Source organism: Confluentibacter lentus (assembly GCF_002806995.1).
GTDB classification, from domain to species: Bacteria; Bacteroidota; Bacteroidia; order Flavobacteriales; family Flavobacteriaceae; genus Confluentibacter; species Confluentibacter lentus.
Window position 1 is genome coordinate 167321 of sequence record NZ_NIHE01000001.1, and the last position, 18213, is coordinate 185533.

The following is an 18213-nucleotide window of genomic DNA, read 5'->3' on the forward strand; positions in this document are numbered from 1 at the left end:
ATTTTTTGAATATTTTTTTCAATGACTTTTATGTTTTCCCAAATTATCATGAAACTTATTTCTAATAACAAGTCCAATTGGTCTGTTTTGGATTTTAGATTCCAACCATGAAATAATGTCTAAATACAAGAACGCTCTGCTTTGATATGGGTCATCCTCAAATTCTTTTAGTTTTTTGTGAAGCTTGATGAATTCGTTCCTTACTTCATGCGGATAAATATCGCCCAAACCTCTTAAAAATTTAATGAATTCTTTTTGTACTTCATATAAATCCTCCATTTTAATCAAGAATTTATAGGTGCTTTTTATGAGGACATCCAAATGGTAATCTAAGCCCGATTCGTAATGCGCTACCAAATTCAAAATTCTGGTAAAACACAACAAATCCTCTCGCATTTGCAACGATTTATTCGCAATTATTTTCTCTAAATAATAAATGCATTTTTTGTTTTCGCCTGCACCAAAATACATACTGGCTATTTTATAATAAAACACCATGATATGGTGTTCATCAATCCTATCGTGAAAATCTTTCAGCTTAAACACCACCTCATCAATCAAAGGCAAGCCTTCTTCAAAACTGCCTTCCATAAAATGAAGATTGAACTTATTGTTATAAATGTATAGGAATGACAAGCCTTCCAAATTATCATCCACCGGAAACCAAGGTTCTTTAGTGATGGATTCCAATCTGATTAAGGATTCTTTGAATTTTTCGTAATGTCTTAAATAAAATAAAGCCTCCAACAAGTAATGATTTCCGCGTAAAAAGAACACGGGATTTAAGGTAATCATCTCTTTATTTTCATAAAACAGATTCACCCATTTGGTCGCATATTTATAACAAGCTAAAAAATCGTGCGTTAAAAAACTATACCATAAATACGCTTTGTAAAGCCACAATTTTTCCCTAAACCCAAGTTCGTTGATATCGTATTTTGGCAATCTGGCTTCAAAATATTTTACAATACGTTTTGTTTCCTTATCATTTTTTACATACCCTGTTTTTAAAAAAAGACCATATAATTGAAGGGATAAATTAGATAATTTGCTCGCCAACACGTTTTGCTGACTCAATTCTTTTGCCTGAATGGAAAGCTCATCGGCCCGAGTACTTAAACTTCTGGTGATGTATTGGGATTCAATAATTTTTTCTAGTTCAACAATTTCGTAGGCCACATTTTTTTCTTCATGTGAAATTGCCATGGATTTTGCTTTTTCTAGAATTTTCAGACTTTGCTTATACAAGCCTTTGTGATATAGTATGGTAGCAAAATCCAATTGCTCGCGAATTTGAATCCTGATATCTTGATGCGACGGATTTAATCTCAAACTGATTAAAATCTGTTTATATAGATGGGCCTTGAGATTTGATAATTGTTGCTTTTTTACAATCCCTTTTTTTAAAATAACCGATTCGTCATAAACAGATAGCTTTTCTAAAATATCGAAAAGCGTTAAAAATTTAGAATCTTCATTGACGCCTAAACGTCCAACATATAGTTTAAACTGCCTTTTCTCTGATTTCGATAACGATTTTATTAATACAAACAAATTATCTTTTTGCTCCTTTGTCATAGTTGTAAAAACAATATTAAATATATGATATACAAATAGTTAAATCAATAATAAAAGTGTTAAACATCGTAAAAGTTACTTGATGAATACTGATTTTGACAAACCAAAATATAAATTCGTATAAGAATACGAAAATATATTTTAATAAATGTCGAATAACAACGTTCAAATTTTTGATACTACCCTTCGTGATGGTGAGCAAGTTCCTGGCTGTAAATTAAACACAGAACAGAAACTTATTATTGCTGAACAACTTGATATTTTAGGAGTAGATGTTATTGAAGCTGGTTTCCCTGTGTCTAGCCCAGGCGATTTTAAATCGGTTGAAGCCATTTCAAAAATAATAAAAAACGCCACCGTTTGCGGATTAACGCGTGCTGTTGAAAATGATATAAAAGTAGCTGCCGAAGCATTAAAATATGCAAAGCGCGCAAGAATACATACGGGTATTGGTACATCGGACTCTCACATAAAATTTAAGTTCAACTCTAATAGAGAAGACATTATAGAACGTGCAGTAAAAGCCGTTAGTTATGCCAAATCTTTTGTTGAAGATGTGGAATTTTATGCGGAAGATGCTGGTAGAACTGATAACGACTATTTAGCTCGTGTGTGTGAAGCTGTCATTAAAGCAGGTGCCACCGTTTTAAACATTCCAGATACCACAGGATATTGTTTACCAAGTGAATACGGTGCCAAAATTAAATACCTAAAGGAGAATGTTAAGGGGATTGATAAAGCTATTTTGTCTTGCCATTGCCATAACGATTTAGGATTAGCTACGGCTAATTCTATTGAAGGTGTTATTAACGGTGCCAGACAAATTGAATGTACCATTAATGGTATAGGCGAACGTGCCGGGAATACAGCTTTAGAGGAAGTGGTCATGATTTTAAAACAACACCCTTATCTTAATTTAGATACGAGAATTAAAACCGAAATGCTTTATGGCATCAGTCAATTAGTGTCTGATAGCATGGGTATTTACACCCAACCAAACAAAGCGATTGTTGGTGCAAATGCCTTTGCACACAGTTCTGGTATTCATCAAGATGGGGTTATAAAACAACGTGAAACTTACGAAATTATAGACCCAAAAGATGTTGGCGTAACGGAATCTGCTATCGTGCTGACTGCAAGAAGCGGTAGAGCCGCTCTAGCTTACAGAGCCAAAAATTTAGGGTATGCATTAACAAAGCTACAGCTAGATGAGATATATACTAGCTTTCTAGATTTTGCTGATAACAAGAAAGAAGTGAATGATGATGATATTCATCAAATCATAGAACAGAGTAAAATTTACAACGAAATATCATCTTAAATGTTTGTCATTCCTGCGCAGGCAGGAATCCATAAATAAAAAAAGTATATGAAGTTAAATATTGCCGTTTTACCAGGCGATGGTATTGGTCCAGAAGTTACAGCACAAGCCGTTAAGGTCTTGAAAGCGATTGCTATGGAATTCAATCATATATTTACTTTTGATTACGGAGTGGTGGGTGCTTCTGCCATTGACAAAATGGGTGTTGCCCTTCCGCAGGAAACGATTGCACTTTGCGAAAAAGCTGATGCTATTTTGTTTGGTGCCATTGGGAATGCTGTATACGATATGGATCCCATGGCGAAAATAAGACCCGAACAAGGTCTGCTAGGTTTACGCAAAACATTCGATTTATATGCCGACGTAAGACCCGTCATCGCGTATGAAGATATTTTAGACAAATCGTCTTTAAAAAAGAAACAAATTAAGGACACCGATATTCTTATTTACAGAGAACTTACCGCGGGTATTTATTTTGGTGATAAAATTTTTAGTGACGATGGCAACACGGCTACGGACACCTGTCAGTACACCCGTTTTCAAATAGAGCGTATTGCACATTTAGCTTTTGAAGCCGCACAAAAAAGAAAACGCAAATTAACCTTGGTTGATAAAGCCAATGTTTTGGCAAGCTCCAAATTATGGCGTAAAGTCATTCAAGAAATGGCGCCTCAATATCCAGATGTTGCTGTTAGTTATATGTACATAGATAAAGCGGCTATGGAATTGGCCATTAACCCTAGACAATTTGATGTTATTTTAACCGAAAACATGTTCGGGGATATATTATCAGAACTTGCAGGCGTTATTGTAGGCTCAATAGGTTTATTGGCTTCGGCATCTTTTAGCGATAAAAAAGCCATGTTCCAGCCCATTCACGGTGCTTATAATAAAGCCTCTAACCAAGGCATTGCAAACCCCATTGCTGCTATTTTATCGGCTGCGATGTTATTAGATCATTTTGAATTATATGACGAAGCTTCTTTAGTAAGGGAAGGCGTAGATAAATCGTTGAAGCTTCATATCACTACGCCCGATTTAAATACTAAATACCAACATATCACCACAATCAAGGTTGGGGACTTCATAGAGGATTTTATTAATAATCCTGACGAAACCAATCTAAACTTTACCAACATTCATTTAGGACAGTCCACAATTATTTAATTATTTGAGTTAGTCACCAAATTATAATTTTTGGGATCCTTAAAGCGCACTTTTAGAAGTGCGCTTTTTTTATTTTGGTTTATCATTAGAATCCAACCATTAAAGAACGATTAGGGTTACTAATTGAAAATTTAATTTTTATTAGATTTCCAACTTCTTGCTTACCTATACTTTTTCCTGCCTTGAAAGTTCCTTGATAAATTTCATCATCATACTTAAACTCATAAGTAACCAATTGCTTATAATAACCTCTTCCTATGTGATACATTTGTGTCTTTACGACTGTAGCTTGAGTGAATGTAGTATTTTGTCCAATAAATTTCAGTTCCCCAGTATACCAATTATAAATAATTACAGACAAAAAAATAATAATTAAAATTGAAAGTAACGCTTTCTTTACATCTGCGATTTTTTCTTTCTTTTTTCTAATAAGAAATTTTTCTTTCCATTTTTTATACTTTAAGGGATCTATAGATTCCTTACTTTTATAATCATTCTTTTCTTTTATAAACTTATATTTCTTTTTGAATTCTCCATCTCTTTTATAATATGAAACGAGAATTTCTGTCATTTGTTGAATTGTATTTGGAGCAGAATAAATTATAAATTCCTGATTTTTTTCTTTATAAACACAAGCCAATCCATCTCCACTTAAATTTCCAGACAAACTAATCCAGTCATTACAACTTTTACTGAGATTAACTATTTGGAAATCATTCCAATCAAGACTATTCATAATTTCTATTATAATCTCAATTGAGGTTATAGATTGTTTTAGTAATGGCTTTGAACCATAATCAGAGATTACTTCTATTTCAAAATTGTTATGATTCATATAATTAAAACTTACAATATATCAATTACTAAAAACCTCAACCAAAATCTCTTCGTTTTCTTTAATAGTCAACACATAATCTTCTTTATCAGTAGGATGTTTATGAGCATACACCGCTTGATTGTAAATACTAGGTGATAAATCACGTTGGCGTATATAATCACTCCATGCTTTAATATCTGCTTCCGTAAGTTCGCGTTTTCGTTGTTTTTCCATCATAGTAATCATAAAAGGATCTCGAGAATTACTGGTCCATCGTGTGGCATCTTGCCTGACATCTACTTTGTAGGTTCCTCCAACGGTCCCTTGATCTTTCGGTACATAAAACCGACCCAGTTCGCCCGTTCCCGTATTATTGATGTATATCACTACAGGCGGATTATTTTTGTTGTCAACAGGCGTTAAAATAACCATGCCTTTTTTAAGTGGTTCGCCATCTAATTTCACCACACCTTTTAAGGCTATTTGAGGTTTTTCGGTTAAAAAACCACCTGACCATAACCAGTTATACAATAAGTGTTTCCATTCGCCCAAAATAGGATCGCCAACGGCAAAACCTGTTCCGTGAATACCATTTCTAAAAAAATGGGCTTCTACAGGCGCTCCTGCCTGAAACATTTTAGTGTACATATTCAACATACCGTTTTGACTGCTCCTATCTTCTACCGTACCATACATGAACGTTGGTGGCAATTTGGCAATGGTTTCATTATCTAAAGATTCTGGAAGTCTAGTAGAACCATAACTTAAAATCATGAAATTAGGTTTGGATGGCATTCGGTCCAATAAATCAGTAGCATTGGGTTGCGCTTCTAAATAATTTAAGGACATATCTGCTATTAAATCGGCTCCGGCTGAAAAGCCTACAGTACCTACTCGGTCTGTAGAAATATTATAATCTTTGGCATGCGCTCGAATATACTGCATGGCTCGTTGCCCATCATTACGCCAATGCTCTCTATCGTAGATAGGCCGCAATCTATAACATAATAAAAATGCTGTAAAGCCTTGTTCCTTTAACCATTGCGCTACCAAAACACCTTCATGATCTACTGCACGAATGGTAAAACCACCACCGGGTACCACCAAAATAGCGGCTCCATTATGTTTATCAGCATCTGGAATAAATGGAATGACGGCTGGTTTATCTTCATCACTTGTGCCAGTAGCACCGGGAGCACCATTAGGCCACAGCAACATAGGTTTTTCCAATTCCTGAGCGAAAACGGATAAGGATATTAAAAATAAAGCTAGGTGAAAAATGAGTTTGGTTGGTTTCATGAGTTTAATCGTTTTAATAGCATGCCAAAAATTTAGCACATACAAACGAATGTAGTTATTTTTCCTCTCGAAATCAACTAAAAAACTATAGTAAAAAATTGAATACTAATATTTTAACAAATGCTTATTTACTAATTATATTAACAATAGCCATCTCTAAACCATTCGATTTAGCAGTGACTTTTATGTTGCCTTTTACATCTTTTTTAGACCGAACAACAACTAACGCTAGTCCATTAAAAGCGTTGCGCTTTTTGGAAACAAAAGCCGTTAAATCTGATGCATCACCATTATCGGTCGCTAAAATCTCTCCGGGTCCTTCTATTTCAAATTCTATTGAATTATTAGCGGTTGGAACTATCAATCCATTTTTATCTTTTACTTCTATGGTTATAAAAGACAAATCTTTTCCATCGCCATCAATCGTCGTTCTATCTGCCTTTGCCATTAATTTAGAAGCTTCCTCAGTCGTTTTTACGATTTTATCTGCCCAAACTTTTCCATTTTTATAAGCAATAGCTTTTAATTCTCCGGGTTGATACATCACATCATCCCAACGCAAACGGTATTCATAGGCGCCCTTTTTCTTTTTTCCTAGCGATTTTCCGTTAAGAAACAATTCAACTTCATCACCCGATGTAAATACATGCACGGGAGTGATTTTGCCAATACGTTCTGGCCAATTCCAATGGGGCAATATATGAACCATTGGTAAATCTGGTCGCCATCTCGATTGGTATAAATAAAAGCGGTCTTTCGGGAAACCTGCTAAATCAATAATGCCGTTATAAGAACTTCTGGCATCATAATAAGGCGTTGGTTCGCCTAGGTAATCAAACCCCGTCCACACGAATTCCCCAGCCGAATAAGGATGTTTGTCCAACGACGCAAAAACCTTATCAGCACTAGATCCAAAATCAACAGCATACAGCTCGTAAGCACTCACTTGTTTTATTTTAGAATCGCCGCCCATCCCATCGCGAATGGGTGAACTCATTAAATCTGACACAGGAAACAAATACACACCACGACTACTGGCAGCCGAGGCCGTTTCGCTACTGAGAATCACTTTATTTGGAAACTTTTTGTGATACGGTTCGTATTGTGGTATTGTTTTAATTCTATCGGTAATGTTATCAAAAATGGGATCTTGACGAATGCCTTCCCCTTGATAATTAAAGCTTATCACATCCATGGCGTTTGAAAAAGGCATATCTGATTTTGCCCAATTCATGGCACTGGTAGTAGGTCTGGTTGGGTCTTCTTCTTTCACGATATCGGACAATCTTTTACCTATGGCTGCGCCTTCCTCGTCTGTATATTGCTCACCAACTTCATTGCCGTAACTCCACATTATAATGGAAGGATGGTTTTTATCCCTGCGCACCATGGCTCTAATGTCAGCTTCATGCCAATCTGGAAAAATCAAATGGAAATCATGGGGTGTTTTCTTTCGTTCCCAGGAATCGAACACTTCATCAATAACCAAAAAGCCCATTTTATCTGTTAATTCTAACAATTCTGGAGCGGGTGGATTGTGTGCCATACGAATAGCATTCACACCCATATCCTTTAAAATTTCCAATTTACGCTCAGCCGCACGCACATTAAATGCCGCACCCATGGCACCAAAATCGTGATGTTCGTTGACGCCTTGTATTTTGATTAATTCGCCATTGACCAATATGCCTTGATTTGGGTCTAATTTAACATCCTTGATACCAAATATTGTTTCATATTCATCTATCAAAATACCTTCACTCACAATGGAAGTGATGGCTTTGTAAAGATTTGGCGTTTGGGTTGGTGGCGGCCCCCAAAGTTTTGGATTTTCAATAGTTACTGAACCTTTTATTGTTCTATTTTTTCCTGCTGAAATTTTAGAATTAGTCTTTTCAATAGTGGCAACCTGTGTTCCATTATCATTGTTTTTTAGTTCGTAAATTTTTGTGATGGTTTCAATGTCTGAATCCGAATCAGAATTATTTTCAACCGTAACATCAAAATGAATGTCTGCCGATTCTTTGGAGACATTTGAGGTTATTACCGTTGTTCCCCAATGAGACACATGCACTTTATTGGTTTTGGTTAACCATACATTTCTATAAATGCCACCACCCGGATACCAACGTGCGGAATGGTTTGGATTATCCAAACGAATGGCCAATTGATTTTTGCCTTCAAAATTAATGTACGGCGTTAAATCCAATCGAAACGAATTATAACCGTAAGGCCAACCGCCCACCAACTTCCCATTTAACCAAACGATGGTATACGACATGGCGCCATCCATATCCAAATAAATCGATTTGTTTTTATCGGCTTCCGTAACCTCAATTTTTCTTCTGTACCAAGCAATACCATTGCTAGGCAAACGTCCCATGCCACCGCCGACTTCAGCATTCGAACCTTCCTGAAACGGCCCTTTTATCGCCCAATCGTGTGGCAAGTTTACATTCTCCCAGCTACTATCATCAAATGTTGCCTGAACAAATGGAAAATCGCTTCCTGGATGCCCTTCTGGACGTTTATGATGCTTAGATTTATCTTTTATAAACGGATTCGCCGTTGGCAAGATATAGGGTTTTAAAGCTTTTTTAGAAGCCTCCAATTTTTCAGCTTCTGTTGCAGGAGTATCGGCATCTTTTGAATCATTCGCATTAACTACTTCTGGACGAACATCATAAAATAAATCATCTGCGTCTTCTGAAGAGGCGTATTTCATAAACTTCCAGCCATCATTTATGGAAATACGTTCTCTAGGGGATTCATCATGAGTTGTTGGTGATTTACAAGATATTATAATAATAAAACATATTAATATCAATAAATCAAGTACACGAGAAGTCAATTTGCACATATATTTCCTTTTAATTATTATTATCTAAAACCGAATGATATTCTATTTTTAAACCTGTTCAAGATAAGAAATCTTGGATAAATTCCATTGAAGTTTGCTTTATGGATATGGTCGTCTCGCTAATCTTGAAGCAATGACACTAATAATCAATATTTGAATGGCGTGAAATAGCATAAGGGGTAACAAAATAATACCAATGGAAGCCATATTTCCAAACAATATTTTAGAAAAAACGGTACCATGTACCAAGGATTTTTTGGTACCGCAAAACTGCGCGGTAATTTGGTCTTCTTTATTGAAATCTAACTTTTTGCCCATAAAACCAGTCAAGAAAAAAGCTATGATAAATAATACTATAACCCCTATAAAGAGTAATAACAAATCTAAAATAGATACCGAACTAAATATGTTTTCTTCGAACGATTCGGCAAAACTTTTATAGATAATTAATAAGATGATTGACTTATCAAAGAGCGTCAATTTGGCACTGTGTTTCAAAGCAAAAGCGCCTAGAAAACGTTGTAACAGTATCCCTAAAACTACTGGCAAAATAATTTGCAGCATGAGTTTTGTGTAGATTTCCGTAAAGTCGAAATCCGTTTGAGCCTGATTCACAAACAACCCCATCCATAATGGCGTAATGGCAATACCAATAATTCCAGAAATACTCGCATTAAAAATGGCAGCGGGGATGTTCCCTTTCGCCATAGACACCATCACCACAGATGATGATACCGTTGATGGTAAAACGGCTAAAAAAAAGAAACCCAACCACATGGTGGTTTGCTCTTCAGTTTGCAAAAATGGCCGGAAAAACAAAACGAGCAGCGGAAAAATTAAAAATGTAGATGCTTGTACCAAAACATGTAATTTCCAGTTTTTAAGCCCTGCTTTTAATTTCTCTGGACTTAATTTAAGCCCGTAAAAAAAGAAAATCAATGAAATGCCAATATTGCTTATGGTATTAATAGGCACCGGACTTCCTACTACGCCCCATTGGGGAAAAAGATAAGCAATGCCTATTACTATGATAATAGCAATGACGAACTTATCAATTTTCATTTTCATATATTAATGGTGAAAATCTAATTAGGAAACTTAGCCCGGATTTTGTCTAAACACAAATTATGAATACTGCCAACATGGGTGTGTTTTTTGGATGTATCCGGTTTATAAGTACCATCTTGTACTTGTCCGCCAATTTTTTGGTACGCTTCCCTAAAACTTTGCCCTTCAACTACCAAAGTATTAATATTATCAACAGTGAATAAATATTTATATAAATCGCTATGTACATTAATATCTTTCACGATGATTTGCTGAATGGAATAATTGAAAATATCCAAAATATCCTTAACATCTTCAAAAGCAGCAATCATGTTTTCTTTTAGCAACTGAAAGTCCCTGTGATAGCCACTTGGTAAATTATTAGTTATTAAAAGCATTTCGGTCTGTAAAGCTTGTATTTTATTGCACTTTCCTCTAATTAATTCAAAAACATCTGGATTTTTTTTATGTGGCATGATGCTACTACCCGTTGTTAAGGCGTCTGGAAAGGAAATAAATCCGAAATTCTGACTCATATATAAGCAGATATCCATAGCAAAACGTCCCATCGTGTTGCATAAACTGCCCAAGCTGGCAGCAATGGTGCGTTCGCTTTTTCCTCTGCTCATTTGAGCAGCAACCACATTGTATTTTAAAGTGGCGAAATCCATTTCTTTGGTTGTGAATTCTCTATCGATCGGGAATGAACTGCCATAACCAGCAGCAGAACCTAAGGGATTTTGATCAACCGTTTTTAAGGCGGCATTTAGTAAATAGACATCGTCAATCAACACCTCAGCATACGCCGAAAACCACAATCCAAACGACGATGGCATGGCCACTTGCAAATGGGTATAGCCCGGAAGCACTTTAGTTTTATAAGTATCGGCTAAACCTAAAAGGGTTTCAAAAAGAATTTCCGTTTTTTGTTTTACAATGCCTAAATTTTCTTTGTAATATAACTGCAATGCTACTAAAACCTGATCGTTTCGTGAACGTGCTGTATGGATTTTTTTACCAACCTCACCCAAAGTTTTTGTTAGTTCAAACTCTATTTTAGAATGAACATCTTCAAATTGTGGATCAATAAAAAACGTACCATTATCAATTTGAGTTTCAATCTTTTTTAGACCACCTAATAATTCTATCAATTCGTTAGTGGTAAGAATCCCGATTTTTTGAAGCATTTTAGCATGCGCTCTTGATGCAATAACATCATATTTTGCTATATGAACATCAATTTCCCTATCGTTTCCAACAGTAAATTGCTCTATTTTTTTATCGATTGATATGCCTTTGTCCCAGAGTTTCATTTTCTAAAATGTTTATGCGTTGATTTGTTGATTTGTTTAAACGATTACCCGATTCAACAATTCAACATATATTTTAATTCCTTCTTCTATTTCATGCAAATAAATAAATTCGTCTGCTGAATGTGAACGAGGACTATCACCAGGCCCTAATTTTAATGACTTACAAGATAGCCATGCTTGATCTGATAAGGTTGGTGAGCCATAGGTTGTCCTACCTAATGCGATTCCTGCTTGTACCAATGGGTGTTCCAAAGGAATAGATGATGAATTTAAATGCAAGCTACGCGGCATAATACTAGAACATGGCGCGTTTTTTTGTAAAAATTCTGCAATTTCTGCATTGGTATATTTATCATTTACACGCACATCAATCACCAATTCCACTTCAGCTGGCACGACATTATGTTGCTTCCCCGCATTAATTTGCGTGACGGTTAGCTTTACATCTCCCAAAGCTTCAGACGTTTTTTCAAACTTCAAATCTCTAAACCATTGCAAGGTCTCAATTATTTTATAAATAGGATTATCATCATTTGGATGTGCTGCATGACTCGCCGTTCCTTTTACTTTGGCATCAAAAACTACCAAACCTTTTTCTGCGACTGCTAAATTCATCAAGGTTGGCTCACCTACTATAGCGACATCAATCCTTGGAATGATTTTTAACATACTATTTAATCCGTTGGGACCACTACTTTCTTCTTCCGCGGAAGCGACCAAAATTAAATTATATTTTAAATCAGTATGATCGTAAAAATGTGTAAATGTTGCTATGAGCGACACCAAACAACCACCCGCGTCGTTACTGCCTAAACCGTATAATTTCCCATCTTCAACAATGGCTTTAAATGGGTCTTTGGTATAAGCTGTATTTGGTTTTACGGTATCGTGATGTGAATTTAAAAGTAAATTTGGTTTGCTTTCATCAAAATATTTATTGACTGCCCAAACATTATTTTGGTTTCTTTTGTATTCGATGTTATAGCGCTGCATCCAAGCTTCAATATGCGATGCCGTTTGGTCTTCTTCAGATGAAAAAGACGGTGTTTCTATTAATTTTTTTAATAGTGATATAGCATCTTCTGTTAATTCTTGTAGCGTCATTTTATAATGTTATTCTTGTAAAATTATCATTTTCTTGGGTTAACATAGAGGTGTTTCCCATATTTATGGTTTTTACACCATTTTTTAAAGCATCGAAACAGTTTTCAAGTTTTGGAAGCATGCCATCTGCTATGATGCCTTGTTCTAATAATTCGTTATATGTATTAGAATCGATATGCTTTATCACTGAGTTTTTATCATTGATGTTTTTTAAAACACCATTCAACTCAAAACAATAATAAATGGATGTTTCATAAAGTTCACTCATTCCAATGGCCACTTGCGAAGTAATTGTATCGGCATTGGTGTTTAATAATTGTCCCATACCATTATGTGTAATGGCACAAAATACAGGAGTGAAATCCGCCTGAATTAATTTATCAATAGACTCGTGTGCCACTTTTTTAACATCGCCCACAAAACCAAAATCGACTTCCTTCACCGGTCTTTTTTCGGATGAAATACTATTGATATCGGCACCTGTTAGTCCAATCGCATCCACGTGCAAGGATTGTAATTGGGCTACAATATTTTTATTTACCAATCCACCATAAACCATAGTGATAACCTCCAAGGTTTCAGCATCGGTAATACGCCTGCCGTTGACCATTTTAGATTCGATGCCCAATTTTAAGGCTATACTGGTAGCACGTTTTCCACCACCATGAACCAAAATTTTCTTTCCTTTTAAGTTAGCAAATAGCTTTAGAAATGCTTTTAAAGACGCATCGTCCTCAATAATATTTCCTCCTATTTTTACTATGGATAGTTTTTCTTTAGCCATTCTCCAATATTTTTTTCAATACCAATTGCGCCGCATAGGTTCTATTATTGGCTTGTTGTATTACAATAGAGCTATCACTATCTAAAACAGCATCTTCAACGATGACATTTCTTCTAACCGGCAAACAATGCATAAATTTTGCATCACCTAATTTTTCTTTCGTAATCATCCAATTAGGGTCGGTGTTCATTATTTTACCATAATCTTGGTAACTACTCCAGTTTTTCACATAAATAAAATCGGCATCCTTAAAAGCCTCATTTTGATTATGGGTTATTGGTGTATTGGCTGTTATCTCTGGATTTAAATTATAACCTTCAGGATTTGTAATGACAAACTCGACATCCATTTTTTGCATGGCTTGCACAAAACTATTGGCGACGGCGTGCGGTAAGGCTTTCACATGTGGTGCCCAGCTTAAAACGACTTTCGGCCTTGATTTTTTAGCATATTCTGAAATGGTAATAGCATCAGTCAAACCTTGAAGTGGATGACCAGTAGCACTTTCCATATTCACAATTGGCACTGAGGCATATTTCATAAATGCATTAATAACCTGTTCGCTTTCATCGAATGCCTTATCAGTCAACGTTGGAAACGCTCTAACCGCAATAATATCGCAATATTGGGAAACGACTGCAGCTGCTTCTTTAATGTGTTCAGCCGTATTACCGTTCATGATAGTGCCATCTCCAAACTCAATGCCCCAAGCATCTCCGGAAACATTCATCACAATAGGATTCATTCCTAAATTTAAAGCTGCTTTTTGAGTACTTAAACGGGTTCGTAAACTAGAATTAAAAAACAGCAAGCCAATGGTTTTATGCTTTCCTAAGTCAATATGCTTTAACGGATTTGCCTTCAATGCTTTGGCGTCCTCAATCCAAGATTGGATGTTATCAATGTCGTTTATAGAGGTATAATGCTTCATTGTAAATTATTTTATTTTGGTAAATGGTACTTTATTATTGAAAGCATTAATCATGAAATTATCTTCCAATCCGTTTACAATCCACGTTTCTATATTTGCTTTTTTAGTTACGGCAGCCGCTTCAATCTTCGATTGCATACCACCACTGCCATGAGATGATTTTGAACTCACCACTTGTTTTAATAACTCCTCAAAATCTTCCACTAACTCTATGGTTTTTGGCAACCCATTTTCCATAGATTCTTTGGTATAAATACCGTTTGTGTTGGTTGCAATGATAAATAAATCCACTTCTAAAAGCGACGCTGTTAGGGCTCCTAATTTATCGTTGTCCCCGAACTTAATCTCATCCGTTGCCACCGTATCATTTTCATTGATGATGGGGATGTAATTATTAGCTACCAAAACATTGATGGTATTCATGATGTTCGTCCGACTTTGCTCTCTTTCAAAATCGGAATAAGACAACAAACACTGCGATGTTAATAACCCTGCTTCCCTAAAAATTTCTTGATAAATATGAATCAAGTGGGGCTGTCCGATAGATGCTAACGCCTGTTTTACTGTAATTTCCTTGCCCTTACTCTCTAGCTTTACAAGTTGCTTTGCTGCGGCAATAGCACCAGAACTAACAATAATAAATTCGCAACTATCTTTTAAATAAGCGATTTGATTCGCCATATCCTCAATCTTACCTCTAGAAATATTATTGGTTTCTTTAGTAAGCGTATTGGAGCCTACTTTAAGTAATATTCTTTTCTTTTTCTGCATTATCTTATTTGTCCATTCCCATGAACATACCATTTATTGGTTACTAAATGTTGCAAACCTATCGGACCTCTTTGGTGTAATTTATCGGTGCTAATGGCTAATTCACCACCCAAACCTAATTGAAACCCATCTGTAAAACGGGTTGAGGCGTTATGATATACAGCAGCATTATCAACATTTGCCATGAATGTTTGCGCTTCATTGTCATTCTTTGTAATTATGGAAGAAGAATGCCCGCCAGAATAGGTATTTATCATAGCAATCGCATCTTGAGTTGACTCAATTTCGCCAATCACAATTTTATAATCTAAAAATTCTTCATACCAAACAGCGTTTGAAGGAATAGCTTCAACATCGTCATATTCAGACATGATTTCATCACCCAAAATGGCGACTTTAAATGCTTTTAATTTTGATATAAGGTCTTTTACAAACGCTTCTTTATTTGGCAGATTTTTATCAATCAACACTTTATCCAATGCATTACATGCTGAAATTTTAGTTGTTTTCGCATTGATAATCACATCCATGGCTATTTGTAAATCGGCTTCTTTATGCACATACACAAAATTGTTGCCTCGACCACTGATAATAACAGGACACGTTGCATGTTCTTTTACAAAAGCAATCAATTTTTCGCCTCCACGAGGCACAATTAAATCCACTTTTTGAGTCGGTTTTTCCAAAAATGCTTGGGTTTCTGTTCTATCGAATTGTAAATATTCTACCCAATCGGTTGATGCACCGTTCTCTTTTAAAGCTTGATGCCAGAGTTCAACAATTTTTAAATTCGATTTTAAAGATTCTTTTCCTCCTTTAAGTAATATTTTATTTCCCGATTTAAAAGCAATGCCGGCGGCTTCCACCGTCACGTCTGGACGCGATTCATAAATAATCAACACTGTTCCAAACGAGGCTGTTTTATTATAAACCTGCATCCCATTTTCATGTTTGAAAGCGAAACGCTCAACACCCACAGGATCGTCTTGGGATGCTAAATGCGTTACCGAGGCAATCATATCATCTACTTTGGAATCATCTACTTTTAAACGGTCGTACATAGAAATATCAGATCCATCATAAGCCTCTAAATCGGCTTTATTAATCTTAATAATAGCTGCTCTTTCTTTTTCCAAAAGTTCAGCCATTTTAAGCAATACGGCATTTCTTGTTTCTATGTTTAATAGTGTATTCATTTTTTTTGTTTTTAATTTTTGAAGTTTTAGGCTTCTGAATTTCAACAAACTTTATACTAACCTTGAACTTCTAGTTCCTTATTTTCAACGTTGACCAATGCCTTTTTTAAGGCATCAAAAAAATCATCAACATGGTTTGTCTGAATGGTTAATGGTGGTAAAATTCTAATTAACTTTTTATTGGAAGCACCACCAGTAAACATATGATGCTCATAAATAAGCTTTTTTCTGAGGTCACCGACTTCAAAGTCGAATTCCAAACCAATCATTAATCCTCTTCCCTTAATGTTCTTTATCTGCGGAATTGTTTTAGCTACGGAAATAAAATAATCTGAAACAGCATTGACATTATCCATTAATTTCTCTTCTTTAATGGTGTTTAAAACCGCCAATCCAGCAGCACACGCCAAATGATTTCCGCCAAACGTGGTACCTAACATACCATGTTTTGCTTCAATACTTGGGTGGATTAAAATCCCACCAATTGGAAATCCGTTCCCCATGCCTTTCGCTATGGAAATAACTTCAGGGGTGACGTTATAATACTGAAACGCAAAGAATTTCCCTGAACGTCCGTAACCTGATTGCACCTCATCAGCAATAAAATAGGTATTATTGGCTTTACAAAGCACATCTACTTGCTCAAAAAACTCTGCAGTTCCTTGACCCAATCCGCCAACACCTTGAATAAACTCCACAATAACAGCACAGACATCTCCTTTTTCCAATTCCCTTTTAACACCTTCAATATCATTCAACGCTAAAAAAGTAACTTGTTGCTGAGCGTTAATTGGTGCTACAATATTTTTATTATCGGTTACTGCCACCGCTGCCGATGTACGTCCGTGAAACGCATTATCAAAAGCAATAACACGTGCTTTCCCTGTTTTGAACGATGCTAATTTTAAAGCATTTTCGTTGGCTTCAGCCCCGGAATTGCATAAAAACAATTCGTAACCTTTACAACCTGATAATGTTTCGATTTTATCAGCTAGTTCAACCTGTAACGGATTTTGAATCGCATTGGAATAAAACCCAAGTTTAGAAACCTGATTGGTAACAGCTTCTACATAATTGGGATGTGAATGTCCAATGGAAATCACGGCATGACCTCCGTAAAGGTCTAAATATTCAACTCCTTTTTCGTCGTAAACGTACATATCTTTTCCAGATACTGGAGTCACATTATATAATGGATAAACGTCAAATAATGGCATGTTAATTCTTTTTAATTTGGTTAATTTTCTCAAACGACGCCACGATACCCTGTATTAAAGCTGAACTCAATCCTTGGTGTTCCATTGCATTTAAACCTTCAATGGTACAACCACTTGGGGTTGTTACACGGTCTATTTCCTGCTCAGGATGTCTCCCAGATTCCAGCAACAAACTGGCAGCTCCAAAACATGTTTGCGTAGCTAATTCATGTGCCTGTTCTGCTTCAAAACCTAATTGTATGGCACCTTGTGTTGTAGCACGCACAAGGCGCATCCAAAACGCGATACCGCTCGCACAAATAACGGTGGCGGCTTGCACCAAATCCTCAGGAATCACCATCGTGGTTCCTAATTGGTTAAATATATTCTGCGCTAAAGATACTTTGTCTTGGGCTTTTTCGTTGGCAGCAATACAAGTCATTGATTTTCCTATGGAAATAGCCGTATTTGGCATGACGCGAATGATATTTTTATCTTTCCCTATAATGCCTTCAATTCTTGCAATATCTACACCAGCAGCCACAGAAATAACCACATGATTAGCGGTAATCTTAGAAGCAACACTTTCCAACACCGCATTGATATGTTTAGGTTGCAAGGCGAAAATAACCATATCGGACTGCTCTACGGCCAACATATTGTCGTTGGTAATAGTGACGTTTTCAACCGAATTAAAACTATTTACAGCCGTGGTATTCTTATCGCTTAAGTATAACGACGTAAACGTTTTGTTTTTAATAAGTCCCTTGGCGATGGAGCTCCCTAAATTTCCTGTTCCTATAATAGCTATTTTCATACTGTAGTTATT

General features: G+C 36.0%; 15 protein-coding genes. 2 read left to right on the forward strand and 13 right to left on the reverse strand.

The genetic code is table 11. The annotated features are described in order from the left end of the window. Positions 1 to 18: 18 nt before the first annotated feature. The gene (locus tag CDH50_RS00740; protein WP_100609984.1) at positions 19 to 1578 is read right to left on the reverse strand and encodes a hypothetical protein; all 1560 of its coding nucleotides are present in this window, start codon (positions 1576 to 1578) and stop codon (positions 19 to 21) included. A gap of 148 nt (positions 1579 to 1726) precedes the next feature. On the opposite strand from CDH50_RS00740, the gene CDH50_RS00745 reads away from it, so the two are divergent. Then, positions 1727 to 2899, forward strand: coding sequence for a 2-isopropylmalate synthase (locus CDH50_RS00745; RefSeq protein WP_100609985.1), 1173 nt, complete (start codon positions 1727 to 1729; stop codon positions 2897 to 2899). Positions 2900 to 2947: 48 nt separating this feature from the next. Then, complete coding sequence (leuB, locus tag CDH50_RS00750) at positions 2948 to 4066, forward strand: 3-isopropylmalate dehydrogenase (protein ID WP_100609986.1); 1119 nt, start codon at positions 2948 to 2950, stop codon at positions 4064 to 4066. Between the two features lie 85 nt (positions 4067 to 4151). Here the strand turns inward: leuB and CDH50_RS00755 are convergent, their stop codons facing one another. The 12 genes from CDH50_RS00755 to proC form a co-directional block, all read right to left on the reverse strand. Beyond that, complete coding sequence (locus tag CDH50_RS00755) at positions 4152 to 4901, reverse strand: hypothetical protein (RefSeq protein ID WP_100609987.1); 750 nt, start codon at positions 4899 to 4901, stop codon at positions 4152 to 4154. A gap of 21 nt (positions 4902 to 4922) precedes the next feature. Continuing rightward, positions 4923 to 6182: an alpha/beta hydrolase gene (locus CDH50_RS00760; RefSeq protein ID WP_100609988.1), complete on the reverse strand. Its 1260-nt coding sequence runs from the start codon at positions 6180 to 6182 to the stop codon at positions 4923 to 4925. Between the two features lie 124 nt (positions 6183 to 6306). Continuing rightward, positions 6307 to 9042, reverse strand: a complete 2736-nt coding sequence (gene galB, locus CDH50_RS00765; protein ID WP_100609989.1) for a beta-galactosidase GalB — start codon at positions 9040 to 9042, stop codon at positions 6307 to 6309. A 99-nt stretch (positions 9043 to 9141) separates the two neighbouring features. Next, a complete protein-coding gene (locus CDH50_RS00770) occupies positions 9142 to 10110 on the reverse strand; it encodes a bile acid:sodium symporter family protein (protein WP_100609990.1) in 969 nt (322 codons plus the stop codon). A 17-nt stretch (positions 10111 to 10127) separates the two neighbouring features. Further along, the gene (argH, locus tag CDH50_RS00775) at positions 10128 to 11402 is read right to left on the reverse strand and encodes an argininosuccinate lyase (RefSeq protein ID WP_100609991.1); all 1275 of its coding nucleotides are present in this window, start codon (positions 11400 to 11402) and stop codon (positions 10128 to 10130) included. Between the two features lie 36 nt (positions 11403 to 11438). Further along, entirely contained in the window at positions 11439 to 12506 is a 1068-nt protein-coding gene (locus CDH50_RS00780; protein WP_100609992.1) for a M20 family metallo-hydrolase, read from the reverse strand. 1 nt (position 12507) lies between these two features. Further along, a complete protein-coding gene (gene argB, locus CDH50_RS00785; RefSeq protein WP_100609993.1) occupies positions 12508 to 13290 on the reverse strand; it encodes an acetylglutamate kinase in 783 nt (260 codons plus the stop codon). After that, positions 13283 to 14221, reverse strand: coding sequence for an N-acetylornithine carbamoyltransferase (locus CDH50_RS00790; protein WP_100609994.1), 939 nt, complete (start codon positions 14219 to 14221; stop codon positions 13283 to 13285). Before CDH50_RS00790 ends, argB begins: the two co-directional genes overlap by 8 nt. Before the next feature lie 6 nt (positions 14222 to 14227). Continuing rightward, positions 14228 to 14992: a glutamate 5-kinase gene (proB, locus tag CDH50_RS00795; RefSeq protein WP_100610554.1), complete on the reverse strand. Its 765-nt coding sequence runs from the start codon at positions 14990 to 14992 to the stop codon at positions 14228 to 14230. Beyond that, on the reverse strand, positions 14992 to 16188 hold the full coding sequence (locus tag CDH50_RS00800) for a glutamate-5-semialdehyde dehydrogenase (RefSeq protein ID WP_100609995.1): 1197 nt from the start codon (positions 16186 to 16188) through the stop codon (positions 14992 to 14994). The genes proB and CDH50_RS00800 overlap by 1 nt, the downstream gene beginning before the upstream one ends. Before the next feature lie 56 nt (positions 16189 to 16244). Next, on the reverse strand, positions 16245 to 17405 hold the full coding sequence (locus tag CDH50_RS00805) for an aspartate aminotransferase family protein (RefSeq protein WP_100610555.1): 1161 nt from the start codon (positions 17403 to 17405) through the stop codon (positions 16245 to 16247). Between the two features lies 1 nt (position 17406). After that, the gene (proC, locus tag CDH50_RS00810; protein WP_100609996.1) at positions 17407 to 18201 is read right to left on the reverse strand and encodes a pyrroline-5-carboxylate reductase; all 795 of its coding nucleotides are present in this window, start codon (positions 18199 to 18201) and stop codon (positions 17407 to 17409) included. Positions 18202 to 18213 lie beyond the last annotated feature (12 nt).